The 14,597-nt window shown below is 60.0% G+C and carries 14 protein-coding genes and 2 pseudogenes; 4 read left to right on the top strand and 12 right to left on the bottom strand.

Annotation, left to right across the window (positions count from 1 at the left end; translation table 11 throughout):
* Positions 1-625 precede the first annotated feature (625 nt).
* The 3 genes and pseudogenes from ASE80_RS31755 to ASE80_RS09275 all read right to left on the bottom strand — a co-directional run.
* Positions 626-1,042: pseudogene (locus tag ASE80_RS31755) on the bottom strand (methyl-accepting chemotaxis protein); the annotation flags it as partial.
* Positions 1,043-1,168: 126 nt separating this feature from the next.
* Positions 1,169-1,945: pseudogene (locus tag ASE80_RS31750) on the bottom strand (PAS domain-containing protein); the annotation flags it as partial.
* Positions 1,946-2,112: 167 nt separating this feature from the next.
* Positions 2,113-2,982 (bottom strand): LysR family transcriptional regulator, encoded by an 870-nt coding sequence (locus ASE80_RS09275; protein WP_056858648.1) that lies wholly within the window; start codon positions 2,980-2,982, stop codon positions 2,113-2,115.
* 96 nt (positions 2,983-3,078) lie between these two features.
* On the opposite strand from ASE80_RS09275, the gene gstA reads away from it, so the two are divergent.
* Positions 3,079-3,681 carry a glutathione transferase GstA gene (gene gstA, locus ASE80_RS09270; RefSeq protein WP_056858647.1) on the top strand — a complete coding sequence of 201 codons (603 nt, stop codon included), beginning with the start codon at positions 3,079-3,081 and terminating at the stop codon, positions 3,679-3,681.
* 114 nt (positions 3,682-3,795) lie between these two features.
* On the opposite strand, the gene ASE80_RS09265 is transcribed toward gstA, so the two are convergent.
* From ASE80_RS09265 to ASE80_RS09245, 5 genes are all read right to left on the bottom strand, one after another.
* A complete protein-coding gene (locus ASE80_RS09265; protein WP_082463588.1) occupies positions 3,796-4,731 on the bottom strand; it encodes an aliphatic sulfonate ABC transporter substrate-binding protein in 936 nt (311 codons plus the stop codon).
* A gap of 127 nt (positions 4,732-4,858) precedes the next feature.
* The gene (locus tag ASE80_RS09260; RefSeq protein ID WP_056858645.1) at positions 4,859-5,872 is read right to left on the bottom strand and encodes an ABC transporter substrate-binding protein; all 1,014 of its coding nucleotides are present in this window, start codon (positions 5,870-5,872) and stop codon (positions 4,859-4,861) included.
* 133 nt (positions 5,873-6,005) lie between these two features.
* Positions 6,006-6,551 (bottom strand): sigma-70 family RNA polymerase sigma factor, encoded by a 546-nt coding sequence (locus ASE80_RS09255; RefSeq protein WP_056858644.1) that lies wholly within the window; start codon positions 6,549-6,551, stop codon positions 6,006-6,008.
* A 219-nt stretch (positions 6,552-6,770) separates the two neighbouring features.
* Positions 6,771-7,562, bottom strand: a complete 792-nt coding sequence (locus ASE80_RS09250) for a phosphate/phosphite/phosphonate ABC transporter substrate-binding protein (protein WP_056858643.1) — start codon at positions 7,560-7,562, stop codon at positions 6,771-6,773.
* A gap of 9 nt (positions 7,563-7,571) precedes the next feature.
* Complete coding sequence (locus ASE80_RS09245; protein WP_056858642.1) at positions 7,572-8,501, bottom strand: fatty acid desaturase; 930 nt, start codon at positions 8,499-8,501, stop codon at positions 7,572-7,574.
* 301 nt (positions 8,502-8,802) lie between these two features.
* Between ASE80_RS09245 and ASE80_RS09240 the strand changes: the two genes are divergently transcribed.
* Complete coding sequence (locus tag ASE80_RS09240) at positions 8,803-9,240, top strand: GNAT family N-acetyltransferase (protein ID WP_056858641.1); 438 nt, start codon at positions 8,803-8,805, stop codon at positions 9,238-9,240.
* 59 nt (positions 9,241-9,299) lie between these two features.
* Positions 9,300-10,118 (top strand): class I SAM-dependent methyltransferase, encoded by an 819-nt coding sequence (locus ASE80_RS09235; protein WP_056858640.1) that lies wholly within the window; start codon positions 9,300-9,302, stop codon positions 10,116-10,118.
* A 169-nt stretch (positions 10,119-10,287) separates the two neighbouring features.
* Here the strand turns inward: ASE80_RS09235 and def are convergent, their stop codons facing one another.
* From def to ASE80_RS09220, 3 genes are all read right to left on the bottom strand, one after another.
* A complete protein-coding gene (gene def, locus ASE80_RS09230; protein WP_056858639.1) occupies positions 10,288-10,827 on the bottom strand; it encodes a peptide deformylase in 540 nt (179 codons plus the stop codon).
* A 3-nt stretch (positions 10,828-10,830) separates the two neighbouring features.
* Positions 10,831-11,781 carry a YihY/virulence factor BrkB family protein gene (locus ASE80_RS09225; protein ID WP_056858638.1) on the bottom strand — a complete coding sequence of 317 codons (951 nt, stop codon included), beginning with the start codon at positions 11,779-11,781 and terminating at the stop codon, positions 10,831-10,833.
* Between the two features lie 179 nt (positions 11,782-11,960).
* Positions 11,961-12,146: a CsbD family protein gene (locus ASE80_RS09220; protein ID WP_003213044.1), complete on the bottom strand. Its 186-nt coding sequence runs from the start codon at positions 12,144-12,146 to the stop codon at positions 11,961-11,963.
* Positions 12,147-12,345: 199 nt separating this feature from the next.
* Here ASE80_RS09220 and ASE80_RS09215 point away from each other — a divergent pair, with 199 nt between their 5' ends.
* Complete coding sequence (locus ASE80_RS09215; RefSeq protein ID WP_017139196.1) at positions 12,346-12,723, top strand: hypothetical protein; 378 nt, start codon at positions 12,346-12,348, stop codon at positions 12,721-12,723.
* 162 nt (positions 12,724-12,885) lie between these two features.
* Here ASE80_RS09215 and fadD1 read toward each other — a convergent pair whose 3' ends face one another.
* On the bottom strand, positions 12,886-14,577 hold the full coding sequence (fadD1, locus tag ASE80_RS09210; protein WP_056858637.1) for a long-chain-fatty-acid--CoA ligase FadD1: 1,692 nt from the start codon (positions 14,575-14,577) through the stop codon (positions 12,886-12,888).
* Positions 14,578-14,597: the final 20 nt, after the last annotated feature.

Genomic DNA, 14,597 nt, shown 5'->3' with positions numbered 1-14,597 from the left:
CCACGCTCCGCGTGGGAATGCAGCCAAGGACGCTCTGCGTCCCAAGAGCGGACGCGGAGCGTCCAGTGAGGCATTCCCACGCGGAGCGTGGGAACGATCGGCCGAACGCATCCGCGAGCAGTTGCTCAAGGAGCAGGGGTTGACCGAGGCGCAAGTGCAGGCGATGCCGCAGGAAAAACAGGACGCGATTGCCAAGCAAGTGGCTGAGCGGGTGAAGCAGCAGCAAGAGCAGCAGGTNGAGCAGGGGTTGACCGAGGCGCAAGTGCAGGCGATGCCGCAGGAAAAACAGGACGCGATTGCCAAGCAAGTGGCTGAGCGGGTGAAGCAGCAGCAAGAGCAGCAGGTAGCGGCGAAAGCCACTGACCCGGCGCAGTCAGTGAAAGAAACCCTGRCGGCGATCTAACCGACMCCSCTGATGATCGTTCCCACGCTCCGCGTGGGAATGCAGCCAAGGACGCTCTGCGTCCCAAGAGCGGACGCGGAGCGTCCAGTGAGGCATTCCCACGCGGAGCGTGGGAACGATCGCCACGCTCCGCGTGGGAATGCAGCCAAGGACGCTCTGCGTCCCAAGAGCGGACGCGGAGCGTCCAGTGAGGCATTCCCACGCGGAGCGTGGGAACGATGTCTATTGCAACTGCAACGTCGAGTTGAACTGGCTGATGGCATCCACCACATGCCGTGAGCCTTCCTGAATCTCCAGGATCACCTGCCCCGCTTCATTGGCCAATTCCACACCCAGCCCAGTGCGGCTGAGGCTCGACTGCATGCTCGACACCGCGCTCAACGACAGGTCGTGGTTCTTGCGCACCACATCCACAATCTCCACCGTCGCCTGACTGGTGCGTGCGGCCAGACTGCGCACTTCATCGGCCACCACCGCAAAGCCACGCCCATGCTCGCCGGCCCGCGCCGCTTCAATGGCGGCGTTAAGCGCGAGCATATTGGTCTGTTCGGCAATGCTGCGGATGGTCTGCACGATGGAGCCGATGATGTCCGATTGCTTGCTCACCGCATCGATACTCTGGGCCGCCTGGTTCAAGTCGCTGGAAATCTCTTCAATGATCTGCACGGTTTGCTGCACCACCTCCGAGCCTTTGCGCGCGCAGGCGTCGTTTTGCACCGAGGTGGCATGCGCCGAATCGGCGGCGGTGCGCAGGGTGGTGACCTGGTCGGTGATGTCGCTGGCGAACTTCACCACTTTGTAGAGGCGCCCGTTGGTGTCGAAAATCGGGTTATAGGACGCTTCCAGAAACAGGGTCTTGCCGTATTTATTCTTGCGCTCGAAGCGATGGGAGTGATATTCGCCACGGTTGAGCGAGGCCCAGAATGCCTTGTAGGCCGGCGATTCAACCTCGGCACGGTGGCAGAACATGCTGTGGTGCTGGCCGATGATTTCTTCCCGTGAGTACTGCACGGTGCGCAGGAAGTTGTCATTGGCGCTGAGGATCTGGCCCTGGGGCGTGAACTCGATCACCGCCATGGAACGGCTGATGGCGTCGATCAGGCTCTGATTCTCATGTTCATGGTGGACCCGCGCCGAAATATCCGAGGCCACTTTGATCACGCTTTGTACCTGATTGTTGCTGTCGAGCACCGGCATATAACTGGCTTCCAGCCACACTTCTTCGCCACGCTTGTTCAGGCGCATGAAGGTGCCGCTGAGGGCTTCGCCGCGCGCCAGGTCGCGCCATAGCTGGGTGTAGGCCTCGGTGTGGGTGTAGGCCTCTTCGCAGAAAATACGGTGATGTTTACCGCGAACCTCTTCCACGTTGTAGCACATGGCGGTGCAGAAGTTGTCGTTGGCATCGAGGATCACGCCGTTGCGGTCGAACTCGATCATCGCCATGGAACGGCTGATGGCGGCGAGTTTGGCGTTGGCTTCGGTGAGGGCACAGGAGAAACGCTCGATTTCTTGCAGGTCGGATTTGTGATGGCGGTTGAACATGGTCAGATCACCCTTGATTCCCGGCGCCCGAAAGGCGCATTCCTTTTATTTTTTGAACCGTGCTGGCAAACCTTCATGGGGAAATAACCATCCGAAACGCTTTATATGCCAAACGTCATCAACGGTTCTGGGTGAGCATAGACAGGGCTTCGCGCTATGCAAGGCCACTAGTCAGCCAGCATTTTCAACAATGCATGCGCAGCCGCGCACAGTGGGCGGGTAGTTGAGGCAACCAACGCAAATTCACGATACAGCGGGACGGTCAGCGGCATCACGCGCAAGCCATTACGCTTTACCGGCAGCGCCATTTCAGGCACCAGCGTAACGCCGACGCCTTCGCGTACCAGGCTGTAGGCGCTGTTCCATTCGCGTACTTCCACGCGAATATCGCGCAGGGTCAGGCCCGCAGCGCTGGCCAAGCTGCGGGCACTGGCGGTGCAACCGCCGGTGGCAAGCACAAAGGGTTGTTCCAGCAGCTCCTCGAACGACACGCCGGCGTTGGCCGGGCGCTGCGCCATGGGATGATGGGTCGGCAACACGGCCATCCAGCAATCTCGCCCCAATACGGTAGCGTTGCGCTCGGGCTTGGGGTTGAGCACCACGCCCAGGTCGATCAGGCCGGCGTCGAGCAAGGTGAGCACTTCGCTGTCCGTGACATCCAGCGCGGTCACTTCAATACCGGGGTTCAACTGACGAAACCGCTGCAGCAGCGGCGTCAGAAAAGCCGCCATCACCATCGGGAAACTGGCGATACGAATACTCCCCCGCAGCAGCGGCCGAGCGTCGTCGACCGTGGTCCGAATCGCCTGCAACGCCCCCATCATCACCCGCGCGTGTTCGATCACACTCAACCCGAGCGCGGTGGGCAAGGTCTTGCGCGGCTCGCGCGTGAACAATTGCGCACCCAAGGTTGCTTCCATGTTGGCCATGGCCTGGCTGGCCGCGGACTGGGTCATGCCCACCTGCTCGGCAGCCGCCGTAATGCTGCCGTGATCAGCCACGGCCACCAGCAAGCGCCAGTGCATCAGGTTCATCATGACAGTAGCTGTCCTTATGGATGGGGTCTGAAGGTTTAATTTTACGCAAGGTGCCATGCCCGCGAGACTGGCGCAAATTCAACCGAGTAGCCCCACATGAAACTGTATTTTTCCCCGAATGCCTGTTCCCTCGCCCCCCATATCGTGCTGCGCGAATTGGCGCTGCCGTTCGACTTGGTGCGAGTCGATAACAAAGCCAAAACCACTGCCGATGGCGAAGACTTCCTGCAAATAAACCCCAAGGGCTATGTGGCGGCACTGCAACTGGATAACGGCCAGGTACTCACCGAAGCCAGTGCGATCCTGCAATACCTGGCCGACCTGAAACCCGCCGCCCGGTTGGCCCCGGCCAATGGCAGTTGGGAGCGCGTGCGTTTGCAGGAATGGCTGAATTTCATCGCCAGCGAGATTCACGGCGGGCTGGGGATTTTCTTCAACCCGGCGATTGAAGGCGAAGTGCGAGCCACGTTTGTGGCCAAGTTGTTCAAGCGCTTTGAGTTTCTGGTGCAGACGCTGGAGCGTCAGGATTATGTGCTGGGCGAGCAGTACTCGGTAGCGGATGCGTATTTGTTTGTGCTGCTGCGCTGGGCGGCAGTTCATGACATTGACCTGCAGCCGTGGCCGGCGCTGACGGCGTTTATGCAACGCGTTGGCGCACGGCCTGCCGTGACTGCGGCACTGGCCGCTGAAAATCCATGACCTGAAATGCACTCCACTGTGGGAGCTGGCTTGCCTGCGATGACTGTGTGTCAGGCAATGATGTGCTGTCCGGGCCAGCGCTATCGCAGGCAAGCCAGCTCCCACAGTTGATGTTCATTGGTTTAGAGCCTTGAAGACTATTTGCTGCACATCAACCTTTTTCGGGATCAGGCCGTTGGCGAAGAACAGGTCGGCAGTGCGTTGCTGGTTGGCGATGTCGATCGCTTGCAGCGGGCGAATCGGCTCCGGCGAACGGTGTTCGAAGTAGCTTTTGACCACCGCCGGTTGCAGGCCCAGGGTCTTTGCCATCAAGGCGATGCTTTCTTCGGGCTGGTCCAGGGACAGGCGCTGGGCCTTGCCGAGCGTCTTGATGATGGTGGCGACGGCGTGCGGGTACTGTTTGGCAAACGGGCCGTTGACCACAAAGAAACTGCCGGCCGGGTTAAGGCCCTGGCCGTCGCCCAATACGCGGGCGGAGCCATCGACCACGGCCGCCGAGTAGTACGGGTCCCACACCACCCAGGCGTCGACTTTGCCTTGCTCAAACGCGGCACGGCCGTCGGATGGCGACAGGTACACCACGTTCACATCCTTCCACTGCAAGCCCGCGCGCAGCAGGCTCTTGAGGAACAGGTTGTGTGCGCTGGAGCCCTTGAGCAGCGCCACGCGCTTGCCCTTGAGTTCGGCCACGCTTTGGAGGCTGCTGGCTTTGGGCACCAGCACCGCTTCGGTCTTGCCTTCATTGGGCTCGACGGCGAAGTACTGCAAGTCGATACCGGCGGCCTGGGCGAAGATCGGCGGGATATCGCCGATATTGCCGATGTCCAGGCTGCCGGCGTTCAGCGCCTCGATCAGCGGCGGGCCGCCGAGGAATTCGGTCCATTGCACCTGGGTACCGGGCAGCGCCTCTTCGAACAACTTGTGTTCACGGGCCAGCACCATGCTCACCGAGCTTTTCTGGTAGCCGATGCGCAAGGTGGAAGGTTCAGCCGCAGACACCGCTGCCGAAAACACAAGTGAAGCCAGGACCACACTGAAAAACTTAACCATCTCTACCACCTCGATCGTTCCCACGCTCTGCGTGGGTATGCATCCTGTGACGCTCTGCGTCACGGCGTAAAAACAGGACGCAGAGCGTCCTGGGCGGCACTCCCACGCGGAGCGTGGGAACGATCAGCTACAAGCCAGCTTTGACCTTGGCCGCGACATCCGCAGGCACCCATTGCTGCCACACGTGCGGCTGCTCTTTGAGGAACGCCAGCGCGACCTGGCGCGGCTGTTCACGTTTCTCGCTCATCTGCGCGAGGATGCCGTTGAGCAGGTCGATCGGCAGGTCAACTTTTTCAAAGAAGGTGACCAACTGCGGGTATTGCGCCTTGAACGGCGCCGACACGCCAATCGCCAAATGCGCAGGCATCGAGCGGGTGCCAATGGGGTGCGGGTTGTTGGCGTCGGCCAGGGTTTTCCAGGCGTCGGCGTTGAACGGTGGTTCTTCAAGCTTGATCAGTTTGAAGCGGCCCAGCAGTGGCGTCGGCGACCAGTAGTAGAACAACACCGGTTTGCCACGGCGGATCGAGGAGGCCACTTCAGCATCCAGTGCCGCGCCGGAGCCGGTGCGGAAGTTGACGAAGGTGTCGGTCAGGCCATAGGCCTTGAGCTTCTGGCTGTTGACGATTTCCGAGGTCCAGCCGGTGGGGCTGTTGAGAAAGCGGCCTTTGCTCGGGTCTTCCGGGTCGCGGAACACGTCCTTGTAGCGCGCCAGGTCAGCCACTGACTTAAGCTGCGGCGCCAGCGCTTTGATGCCGCGTTCGGCATCACCCTTGATCACGTATTCGGGCACCCACCAGCCCTCGGTGGCACCTTTGACCGTGTCGCCCAGGCCGAACACTTTGCCTTCGGCCTCGGCCTTGACCCACGCCGGACTGCGCCCGGCCCATTCTTCGCCGATCACCTGGATGTCATCCTTGGCCAGGGCGGCTTCCAGGCTCACGGTACTGCCGGGCAAGGTATCGGTAGGCAGGCCGTAGCCTTTTTCGACGATCAGGCGCAGCACTTCGGTGATCAGGCTGCCGCTTTCCCAGGTGATGTCACCGAAGTGGATGGGTTTGATGGCGTCGGCGGCCGGGGCTGGCTGCGTCAGCACAGCCAGTGCCAGCAGCGAGCCACCGAGCAGGCTTTTAATTGTTTTCATGCAGAACCTCATTTTCCGGAACACAGGAGATCAACGGTGGGAGCTGGCTTGCCTGCGATGGCGATGGTGGCTTCAACGTCGCTATCGCAGGCAAGCCAGCTCCCACACTGGATCGGTGTGCTACTCAAGTTGTTTAAAAGTCATAACTGAGCCGCGTGTAGCTGTATGGCTGGCCTGGCGTCTGGCGCAGGCAACGGTTGAGCGCACGGGCCATGTAGTCGCTGACCGAGCGTTGGGAAATCCCCAGTTCGGCAGCGATCTCGGGATAGGTCAGGCCATTGAGCTGCGAAAGCAAAAAGGTCGCCTTGACCTTGGCCGGCAAGCCGTCGAGCAATTGGTCGATGGCCTGCAGGGCCTCGAGCATTTGCGCGAGGTTTTCGGGCGACGGTGCGTTGCAGGTTTCGTCGTTGTCCAGCACATCGAGGTAGGCGCGTTCCAGGTCACGGCGACGCCACAGTTGATACATCAAACGCTGGGCGATGGTGGTGAGCAAGGCGCGCGGCTGTCGAATCGGCAGCACGCCGGGCGAACTCAGCAACTGGACAAAGGTGTCGACGGCGATGTCTTCGGCGTGTGCGCGGGAATCGAGGTGACGGTGCAAACGGCTGCACAGCCAGTCGTAATGACTGCGGAACAATCCGCCCACGTAATCGCGGTGAGAAGTGTCGGCGCCGGACATAGTGGCTCCATCTGAGAGGGTTGCGCGTTATGTCCGGTGTTCCGGTGGAGCGATCCTAGCAAGGCTGCTTATTCTTGAATAATATTTAAAAGGTATTTTTATATAACCGATCGTTCCCACGCTCTGCGTGGGAATGCAGCCCTGGACGCTCTGCGTCTGCTCCTGAACGCGTGACGCGGAGCGTCACAGGAGGCATTCCCACGCGGAGCGTGGGAACGATCAGCGCAGGTGCGGGTAACCGGCGGTGGCGGCGTATTGCTGATAGTTCAGCAGGACTTGGTAGTCGTCTTCGCTGGCAGGCAGGACTGCCTGGATGCCGAGGGTTTCGACCACGTGCGGTAGATCCTGCAACGCTTGATTCATCACGTCACGAATGCGCGCGGCTTGCTCATCGTTCAAGTGCAGCGGGCCGATGAAGGGCAAGGTCGGGCTCGGCGCGCTGTGGGTGATGATGCGCAGCCCTGCCACTTCTTCGGCGGCGAAACAGGCGAGGTAGTCGTAGGTCACGCTGTCGATGGCGGCAAGGTCGGCGCGGCCTTCGCGCAGCCAGCGCAGGCTTTCACGATGGGCGCCGCTGATACCGACGCTGGCGAAGAAGCGGCCGTCGCGGTGCAGCGGGGCCAGGCGCTCGCGCAGCAGGTTCATGCCGCTGTTGGAGTCGTGGCCATTGATCACGCCGCGGCTGTCGTAAAAGTCCGCGAGCTGAGTGCGCGGGTTGTCGTCGCGGGTCAGCAGCAGGCTGCAATGTTCGCCCTGGCTGCTGTGGGCCAGCTCATAGCGCGGGCGGCCGATCACGCGCACTTTGCCGCGCAGTTGGGTCATCAGCGGGTAGCCACAGGTTTGCGTCACCAGCAGCTCGGGCGCCAGCCACAGGCCGTGCAGGTCGAGGTGGTCGGCGTTGCGGCGGTTCAGGTTCAGGCGTTGGAAAATGCGCGTCAGCCACGCTTGGTTGGCCTGTTGCACCGCTGCGGGTGCGACGTACATCAACAACTCGGCGTAGTAGTCACTCATGGTCGTCTCTCACGCAAAAGGGTGCCGGGGGCTGTCGATGGCCTTGAGGCCGTGGCGACTGATCAACTGGCCATAACCCTGCACCAGAAAGCCGCCACTGCGCGCCACCCATTGTTCACGTCGCGCGCGGTAGACCGTGGGCAGCAGATACCAGGGCAACTTGGGCAAGTCATGGTGCACCAGATGCAGGTTGTTGTTGAGAAACAGCCAGGTCCACGGCCAGGACGCTTCGTTGAGCACCGTGCGCTGTTCCGGCTGCAGGTGTGGGCGGTGTTCATAGTAGGAACGGATCGACGCCAGGGACAAGGCTGGCGCGGTCACCAGCAGCAGGTAATGCCATACCGGGATTGCGCTGTAGTGGGCGATAAAGCTCAGCATCAGAATTGTCACGCCGCCGTGGGCCAGCCACATCGGCCACACCTGGGGCAGGTGTTGGACTTGATGACGTGCCAATCGGGCGATGGCCAGCGGCGCTGCCAGCAGAAAACGGCCGAGTACGGTTTTGGTCAGCCAGTGAACGCTTCGATTGAGCAACGAGCTGTTATCCCACTGGTGTTGATTGAGGTAACGGCTTTCCGGGTCGATGCCCGGCAGGGTCAGGTCTTCGTCGTGGTGGTGCAGCAGATGGCTGTCGCGGTACAGCGTGTAGGGGTACCACACGGCAAAAGGCGCGTAGCCGAGCAGTTTGTTGATCAGGGGCGAACGGGTGGGATGGCCATGCAGCAATTCGTGTTGCACCGACAGCCAGAGGGTCACCAACGGGATCAGCAACACCGTGCTCAGCCACAGGCCCAGCCAGTGGCTGGCGAACATCACGGCGAACCAGCCGGCGTACACGCCGATCAGCAACAGCCAGGTCGGCCATTCGGTGATTGCGGTAAAACTGCGTGCCAGGGCTTCGATTTCCCGGCGTTGGGTCAGATCAAGGTAGTTGGCCATCGGCAGCTCAGAGCAGGTGTTTCCTGCTCTGTGCAGTGAGGCGCAAAAATCTTGCAGATCGTTTGGTACTAAGCTTGTAACTCAGTGCCCGAACAGGCCGGCTTCGGACTTCTTGGTTTTTTTCTCGGCGCGTTTTTCATCGGCGGTTTTTGCCGGCTTTTTCTTCGCGGCTTTCTTTGAATCCATACCTTTGGCCATGATGCATGCTCCACGTGAAGGGGATGTAACACTGGGTATACCACCTATTGCCCGGCAGAAGGCGCTTATAATCGGCGGCCCTTGATTACGTTGCCCACACACCATGCCCGAACTGCACCTTCAACTGCTGGCAGAGCCGCTGTGGCCGCTGCTGAACAAGTTTTACCGCAGCCATAATTCGTCGATGAAGGCGCTCAAGGGCGGGCGCTTGTGGGTGGCGCGCGACGGCGAGATTGTCGCCGGGCTGTGCCTGACGCCTGTGGTGGGTGGGCAATGGTTGACCGGCGTGTTTGTCGACCCGGCCTATCGCGGCCACGGCCTGGCGGCGCGGTTGATCGCGGCGGCAGTGGCCGATGTGGAAGGTAGGGTGTGGCTGCTGTGTCATCCGGAGCTGGAAGGCTTGTATCAGCGCATGGGTTTTACCCAGGAGACCACCCTGCCCCAATCCCTGGGTGAGCGTCTGGTGCGCTATAAACGCAACAAACCAATGATCGCCATGGGCTTAGAACCGTTAGTGAGGACCACTGCGGATAATGTGTGATCGCCCTGTGCAAGGCCCGTGCTAGCCTCGACAGCACAGTGGCCCCTTACAGGATGATCATGAAAAACACGCTTGCAGCGCTGTCTCTTACCGCCCTCCTCGTTCCGGCTTTAAGCCAGGCAGCGCAGGCGCCGATTACCGCCGAGCAGTACGCCAGCGTGCTGGCCGGCAGCTGGCGCGACCCGGCCAATAGCGCGCGTGACGCTTACCGCCACCCGCAGCAGACCCTGGAGTTCTTTGGCTTGAGCGCCAAACAGAGCGTGATCGAAATCACCCCGGGTGGCGGTTGGTTCAGCGAAATACTCGCGCCGCTGCTCAAGGACCACGGGCATTACATCGCCGCCGTGCAAGCCGCCAGCAGCAGCGCTTACGCCGCGACGTCCGAACAGAACCTGAAAAACAAATTCGCCGCCGACCCTGCGCGCTATGCCAAGGCGGCCGTCGTGGAGTTCAACCCCAAAGCCCCGGTGTTCGGCAAACCGGCTTCGGTGGACGCCGTGCTGACCTTTCGCAATGTGCATAACTGGGTAGACGCGGGCACCGCACCGGCGACCTTCAGCGCGTTCTACACCGTGCTCAAACCCGGCGGTGTGCTGGGCGTGGAAGATCACCGGGCCAAAGACGGCGCGGACCTGGAAGCGATCAAGGACAGCGGCTACCTGACCTTGGCGCAAGTGGTGAAGCTGGCGACGGACGCCGGGTTCAAGCTGGCCGGGCAGAGCGAGGTGAATGCCAACCCCAAGGACACCAAGGATTACCCAGGCGGCGTGTGGACATTGCCGCCGTCGTTGCGGTATGGGGAGCAGGATAAGGCCAGGTATCTGGCGATTGGGGAGTCGGATCGGATGACGTTGCGGTTCGTTAAACCCGCCCGATAATTCTGTTTGGAATGCGATCCAAATGTGGGAGCGGGCTTGTGTGGGAGCTGGCTTGCCTGCGATGCAGGCACCTCGGTTTATCAGTGTCACCGAGGCGATGCTATCGCAGGCAAGCCAGCTCCCACACAAGCTCAGCTCCCACATTTTTTAATCGCGTCCCGTCTGAAAATTACTCGTCAGCCGTGGGATCCATATCCGGGAACATCACTTCGATAAACCCGAACTTGCTGAAGTCGGTAATCCGCGAGGGATACAGACGGCCGATCAGGTGATCGCATTCGTGCTGCACCACCCGCGCATGGAAGCCGTCGGCAACGCGCACGATCGGCTCGCCCTTGGGATCGAAACCTTCGTAGCGAATCTGCTGGTAACGATCCACCGCACCGCGCAGGCCGGGCACCGACAGGCAACCTTCGTAACCTTCTTCGAGCACCGGGCTGAGCGGTGTGATCAGCGGGTTGATCAGGATGGTCTGCGGCACCGGCGGCGCGTCCGGGTAGCGTTCGCTGGCCTCGAAACCGAAGATCACCAGCTGCAGGTCCACACCGATCTGCGGGGCGGCCAGGCCGACACCGCCGACGTGTTCCATGGTCTGGAACATGTCATCAATCAATTGCCACAGCTCAGGGCTGTCGAACATTTCCGGCGGAACCGGTGACGCGATGCGCAGCAGGCGCTCGTCGCCCATTTTCAGGATTTCACGGATCATCGATCAGACTTCATCGGTAGTGGGCTTGGAGTGGTCCCGGCCGAGGCCTGAGACGTGCTGTTTTTCATCCGTGTGGCTGTCTTCATCGAATTCCTTTTCCCCGGGGTCCTTGCCTTCGGCCGACATATGCTCGATCACGGCATTCATCTCCGCGCCAAGCAACAACACGGCGGCGGAAATATAGAAGTACAGGAGCAGGACGATGATCGCACCGATACTGCCATACATGGCGTTGTAGTCAGCAAAGGTTTTGACGTAATAACCAAAGCCCAGTGAGGCGATGATCCACACCACCACAGCCAGTACGGAGCCTGGGGTGATAAAGCGGAATTTCTGCTCAACATCGGGCATCACGTAGTACATGAGGGCCACGGCGAACATCAGCAGAATCACGATCAGCGGCCAGCGCAGGATGGTCCATAAGGTGACCACGAATTCCTGCATGCCGATCTGCCCGGCGAGCCATTCCATCACTTGCGGCCCCAGCACCATCAGTGCGGCAGCAGCGAGCAGCATGCCGGCGATGCCGACGGTGTAGAAGATCGACAGCGGGAAGCGCTTCCAGATCGGCCGGCCTTCGACCACGTCATAAGCGGCGTTCATTGCGCTCATCATCAGGCGCACGCCGGCCGAGGCGGTCCACAGCGCGATCACGATACCCACCGAGAGCAAACCGCCCTTGGACTGCTGCAACTGGTCGATCACCGGGTTGACCTGCTCCAGCGCCTGGGGCGGCAACACCAGTTCCGACTGCATGCGCAACCAGGTGAAAAAGTCCGGCAGGTGCAGGAAACCGATCAGGGCAATAAGGAACAGCAGGAAGGGAAACAGCGAAAACAGCATCTGGTAGGCCAGTGCCGAGGCGTAGGTGGGCATTTCGTCATCGACGAATTCCTTGACGGTGCGCACCAGCACTTTGTGGAGCTTGAGGCCGTCTAGTACCGGAAAAATCATAGCGTCTCCTTTCGCCGCAAAAGGGTGAGGTCGTGGGCGACTCAGGGGCCGTTTTCTACATCAAAGTAGCCCATTTGGCGACTTTGAAACAATTTCCAAACTTTAGTTGCACGCTTCACACAAAAACGGCCATCCGTGGATGGCCGTCGGGCTGCATGAATCCAGCCGGCGATTCAGTCTTACTTGACGGCTTTTTTTACCGCATCTTTGGTGTCGCCGACGGCTTTCTGCACTTCGCCTTTCTTTTCCTGAACCACGCCTTCTGCGCGCAGTTTGTCGTTGCCCGTTACCTTGCCAACGCCTTGCTTGATGTTACCAACGGCTTCGTTGGCCAAACCTTTTGCCTTATCCGATGTGCTGCTCATGGTATTTCTCCGAAAGAACAATCAAGGGTTTTGGTCATTACCTAAAGATTGACCGGCGGCCGTTCGGCAGAGTTTCAATTATTTTCAGCGCGCATTTCATCGCAGCGAACAGGTTTGGCTTTATGTTTTGCCGCCAACCCACGAGAATGCCCGGCACATTCAGGCTATAACGCTGAATAACAGATCCCGTAGGAAGGTTATGAAACTCAATAAAGCACAGGCCATTGCCCGTAGAAACCAGGAACTGGGCGGTGCCGTACTCGGCGTCAACAACTGCCACTTCACCGACCTGGACAGCAAACGCAACATCTGGTGGTTCGACCTGCCGCTGGTGCGCATTGGTGTGGGCCAGTACGAGTGGGTTCACTTGTTGATGCACAACGCTGAAACTGACCAGTTGCTGCACCTGAAGGTGCCGACGGCGTTCCTGCGTGAACACATCGAAGGGCTGGTGGTGCGCAATGCGGGCAAGCGCAAGCCGGAGATTACCCTGGAGCTGAGCGCGGATAAGGATTCGTTCTTGAAGGATGTACGCCCGGCCGGTGCTGGTGTGGGATTTGCGCAGTTTGCCCTGTAACAACTCGATTAAAACAGGTGGGAGCTGGCTTGCCTGCGATGGCGGTATACCCGTCACAGTTGGGCTAGCTGATCCACCGCTATCGCAGGCAAGCCAGCTCCCACATTGGACTGCATTACAGTTCATGCCAAAAAAACCCCGCATCAGCGGGTTTTTTATCGGTTACTTTTTAAGGCCGAGCTTCTTCAGCTCTTCATCACGCAACTCACGGCGCAGGATCTTGCCCACGTTGGTGGTCGGCAATGCATCGCGGAATTCCACGGCCCTGGGCACTTTGTAGCCGGTGACGTTGGCACGCATGTGTTCCATCACCTGGTCCTTGGTCAGGGTCGCCCCTGGCTTGACCACGATAAAGATCTTGATGTGCTCACCGGATTTTTCATCCGGCACACCGATGGCCGCGCATTGCAGCACGCCCGGCAAGGTTGTCAGCACGTCTTCCAGCTCGTTGGGGTAGACGTTGAAACCGGAGACCAGAATCATGTCTTTCTTGCGGTCGACAATGCGGATGTAACCGTCTTGCTGGATGATCGCGATGTCACCGGTCTTCAACCAGCCTTCGCTGTCGAGCATTTCGGCGGTGGAGTCGTCGCGCAACCAGTAGCCCTTCATCACCTGCGGGCCTTTCACACACAGCTCGCCGGTTTCGCCCAGTGCCAACTCGGTACCGTCGTCGGCGATGACTTTGCACAGGGTGGAAGGCACCGGAATGCCGATGGTGCCGATCTGGATATGCTGGATCGGGTTGACGGTGGCCACCGGGCTGGTCTCGGTCATGCCGTAACCTTCACAGATGCCACAGCCGGTCACGGCTTTCCAGCGCTCAGCCGCCGCCAGTTGCAGGGCCATGCCGCCCGACAAGGTGACTTTGAGCGCGGAAAAGTCCAGCTTGCGGAACGCCTCGTTATTACACAGCGCCACGAACAGCGTGTTCAAGCCGACAAACCCGCTGAACTTCCATTTCGACAGTTCCTTGACCATCGCCGGCAGGTCGCGCGGGTTGCTGATCAGGATGTTGTGGTTGCCGATCAGCATCATCGCCATGCAATGAAAGGTGAACGCGTAGATGTGGTACAGCGGCAGCGGCGTGATCAGGATCTCGCAGCCTTCGTTGAGGTTGGAGCCCATCAGTGCCTTGCACTGCAGCATGTTGGCGACGAGGTTGCGGTGGGTGAGCATCGCGCCCTTGGCGACGCCTGTGGTGCCGCCGGTGTATTGCAGCACGGCCACATCGCCGCTGGCGGGGCTGGCATCGTTGACCGGTTGACCGTGCCCCTTGGCCAGCACGTCGTTGAACTTGATCGCCTTGGGCAAGTGATAGGCCGGGACCATTTTCTTCACGTACTTGATGACGCTGTTGATCAGCAGGCGCTTGAACGGCGACAGCAAGTCAGCGACTTCGGTGACGATCACGTGCTTGACGGCGGTCTTGGGCACGACTTTTTCAGCCAGGTGCGCCATGTTCGCCAGGCAAACCAGGGCCTTGGCCCCGGAATCATTGAATTGGTGTTCCATTTCCCGCGCGGTGTACAGCGGGTTGGTGTTGACCACGATCAGCCCGGCACGGATGGCGCCGAACACGGCCACCGGGTATTGCAGGACGTTGGGCAGTTGCACGGCGATTCGATCGCCCGCCTTCAAGTCGGTATGCTGTTGCAGGTAGGCGGCGAACGCGCCGGACAATTCGTACAGTTCACCGTAGGTGATGGTCTTGCCCAGGTTGCTGAAAGCCGGTTTGTCGGCGAAGCGCTGGCAGGACTGTTTCAGTACCGCCTGAATATTCTGATACTCGTCTGGATTGATGTCTGCAGCAATCCCGGCGGGGTACTTATCCTTCCAAAAGTCTTCGTTCATGGAAGCCCACTCCTCAGCGA

It is taken from the genome of Pseudomonas sp. Leaf15, assembly GCF_001421425.1.
GTDB classification, from domain to species: Bacteria; Pseudomonadota; Gammaproteobacteria; order Pseudomonadales; family Pseudomonadaceae; genus Aquipseudomonas; species Aquipseudomonas salomonii.
The sequence above is the reverse complement of the archived record's forward strand: the minus strand, read 5'-3'. Positions and strand labels throughout refer to the sequence as shown.

What these genes read in the sequence shown, in the direction of transcription:
- def (WP_056858639.1), bottom strand. Translation starts at nt 10,827, where the DNA reads ATGATCCGTGAAATCCTGAAAATGGGCGACGAGCGCCTGCTGCGCATC.
- ASE80_RS09245 (WP_056858642.1), bottom strand. Translation starts at nt 8,501, where the DNA reads ATGGCCAACTACCTTGATCTGACCCAACGCCGGGAAATCGAAGCCCTG.
- ASE80_RS09215 (WP_017139196.1), top strand. Translation starts at nt 12,346, where the DNA reads ATGAAACTCAATAAAGCACAGGCCATTGCCCGTAGAAACCAGGAACTG.
- gstA (WP_056858647.1), top strand. Translation starts at nt 3,079, where the DNA reads ATGAAACTGTATTTTTCCCCGAATGCCTGTTCCCTCGCCCCCCATATC.
- ASE80_RS09250 (WP_056858643.1), bottom strand. Translation starts at nt 7,562, where the DNA reads ATGAGTGACTACTACGCCGAGTTGTTGATGTACGTCGCACCCGCAGCG.
- ASE80_RS09260 (WP_056858645.1), bottom strand. Translation starts at nt 5,872, where the DNA reads ATGAAAACAATTAAAAGCCTGCTCGGTGGCTCGCTGCTGGCACTGGCT.
- ASE80_RS09225 (WP_056858638.1), bottom strand. Translation starts at nt 11,781, where the DNA reads ATGATTTTTCCGGTACTAGACGGCCTCAAGCTCCACAAAGTGCTGGTG.
- ASE80_RS09235 (WP_056858640.1), top strand. Translation starts at nt 9,300, where the DNA reads ATGAAAAACACGCTTGCAGCGCTGTCTCTTACCGCCCTCCTCGTTCCG.
- ASE80_RS09240 (WP_056858641.1), top strand. Translation starts at nt 8,803, where the DNA reads ATGCCCGAACTGCACCTTCAACTGCTGGCAGAGCCGCTGTGGCCGCTG.
- ASE80_RS09265 (WP_082463588.1), bottom strand. Translation starts at nt 4,731, where the DNA reads ATGGTTAAGTTTTTCAGTGTGGTCCTGGCTTCACTTGTGTTTTCGGCA.
- ASE80_RS09220 (WP_003213044.1), bottom strand. Translation starts at nt 12,146, where the DNA reads ATGAGCAGCACATCGGATAAGGCAAAAGGTTTGGCCAACGAAGCCGTT.
- ASE80_RS09275 (WP_056858648.1), bottom strand. Translation starts at nt 2,982, where the DNA reads ATGATGAACCTGATGCACTGGCGCTTGCTGGTGGCCGTGGCTGATCAC.
- fadD1 (WP_056858637.1), bottom strand. Translation starts at nt 14,577, where the DNA reads ATGAACGAAGACTTTTGGAAGGATAAGTACCCCGCCGGGATTGCTGCA.
- ASE80_RS09255 (WP_056858644.1), bottom strand. Translation starts at nt 6,551, where the DNA reads ATGTCCGGCGCCGACACTTCTCACCGCGATTACGTGGGCGGATTGTTC.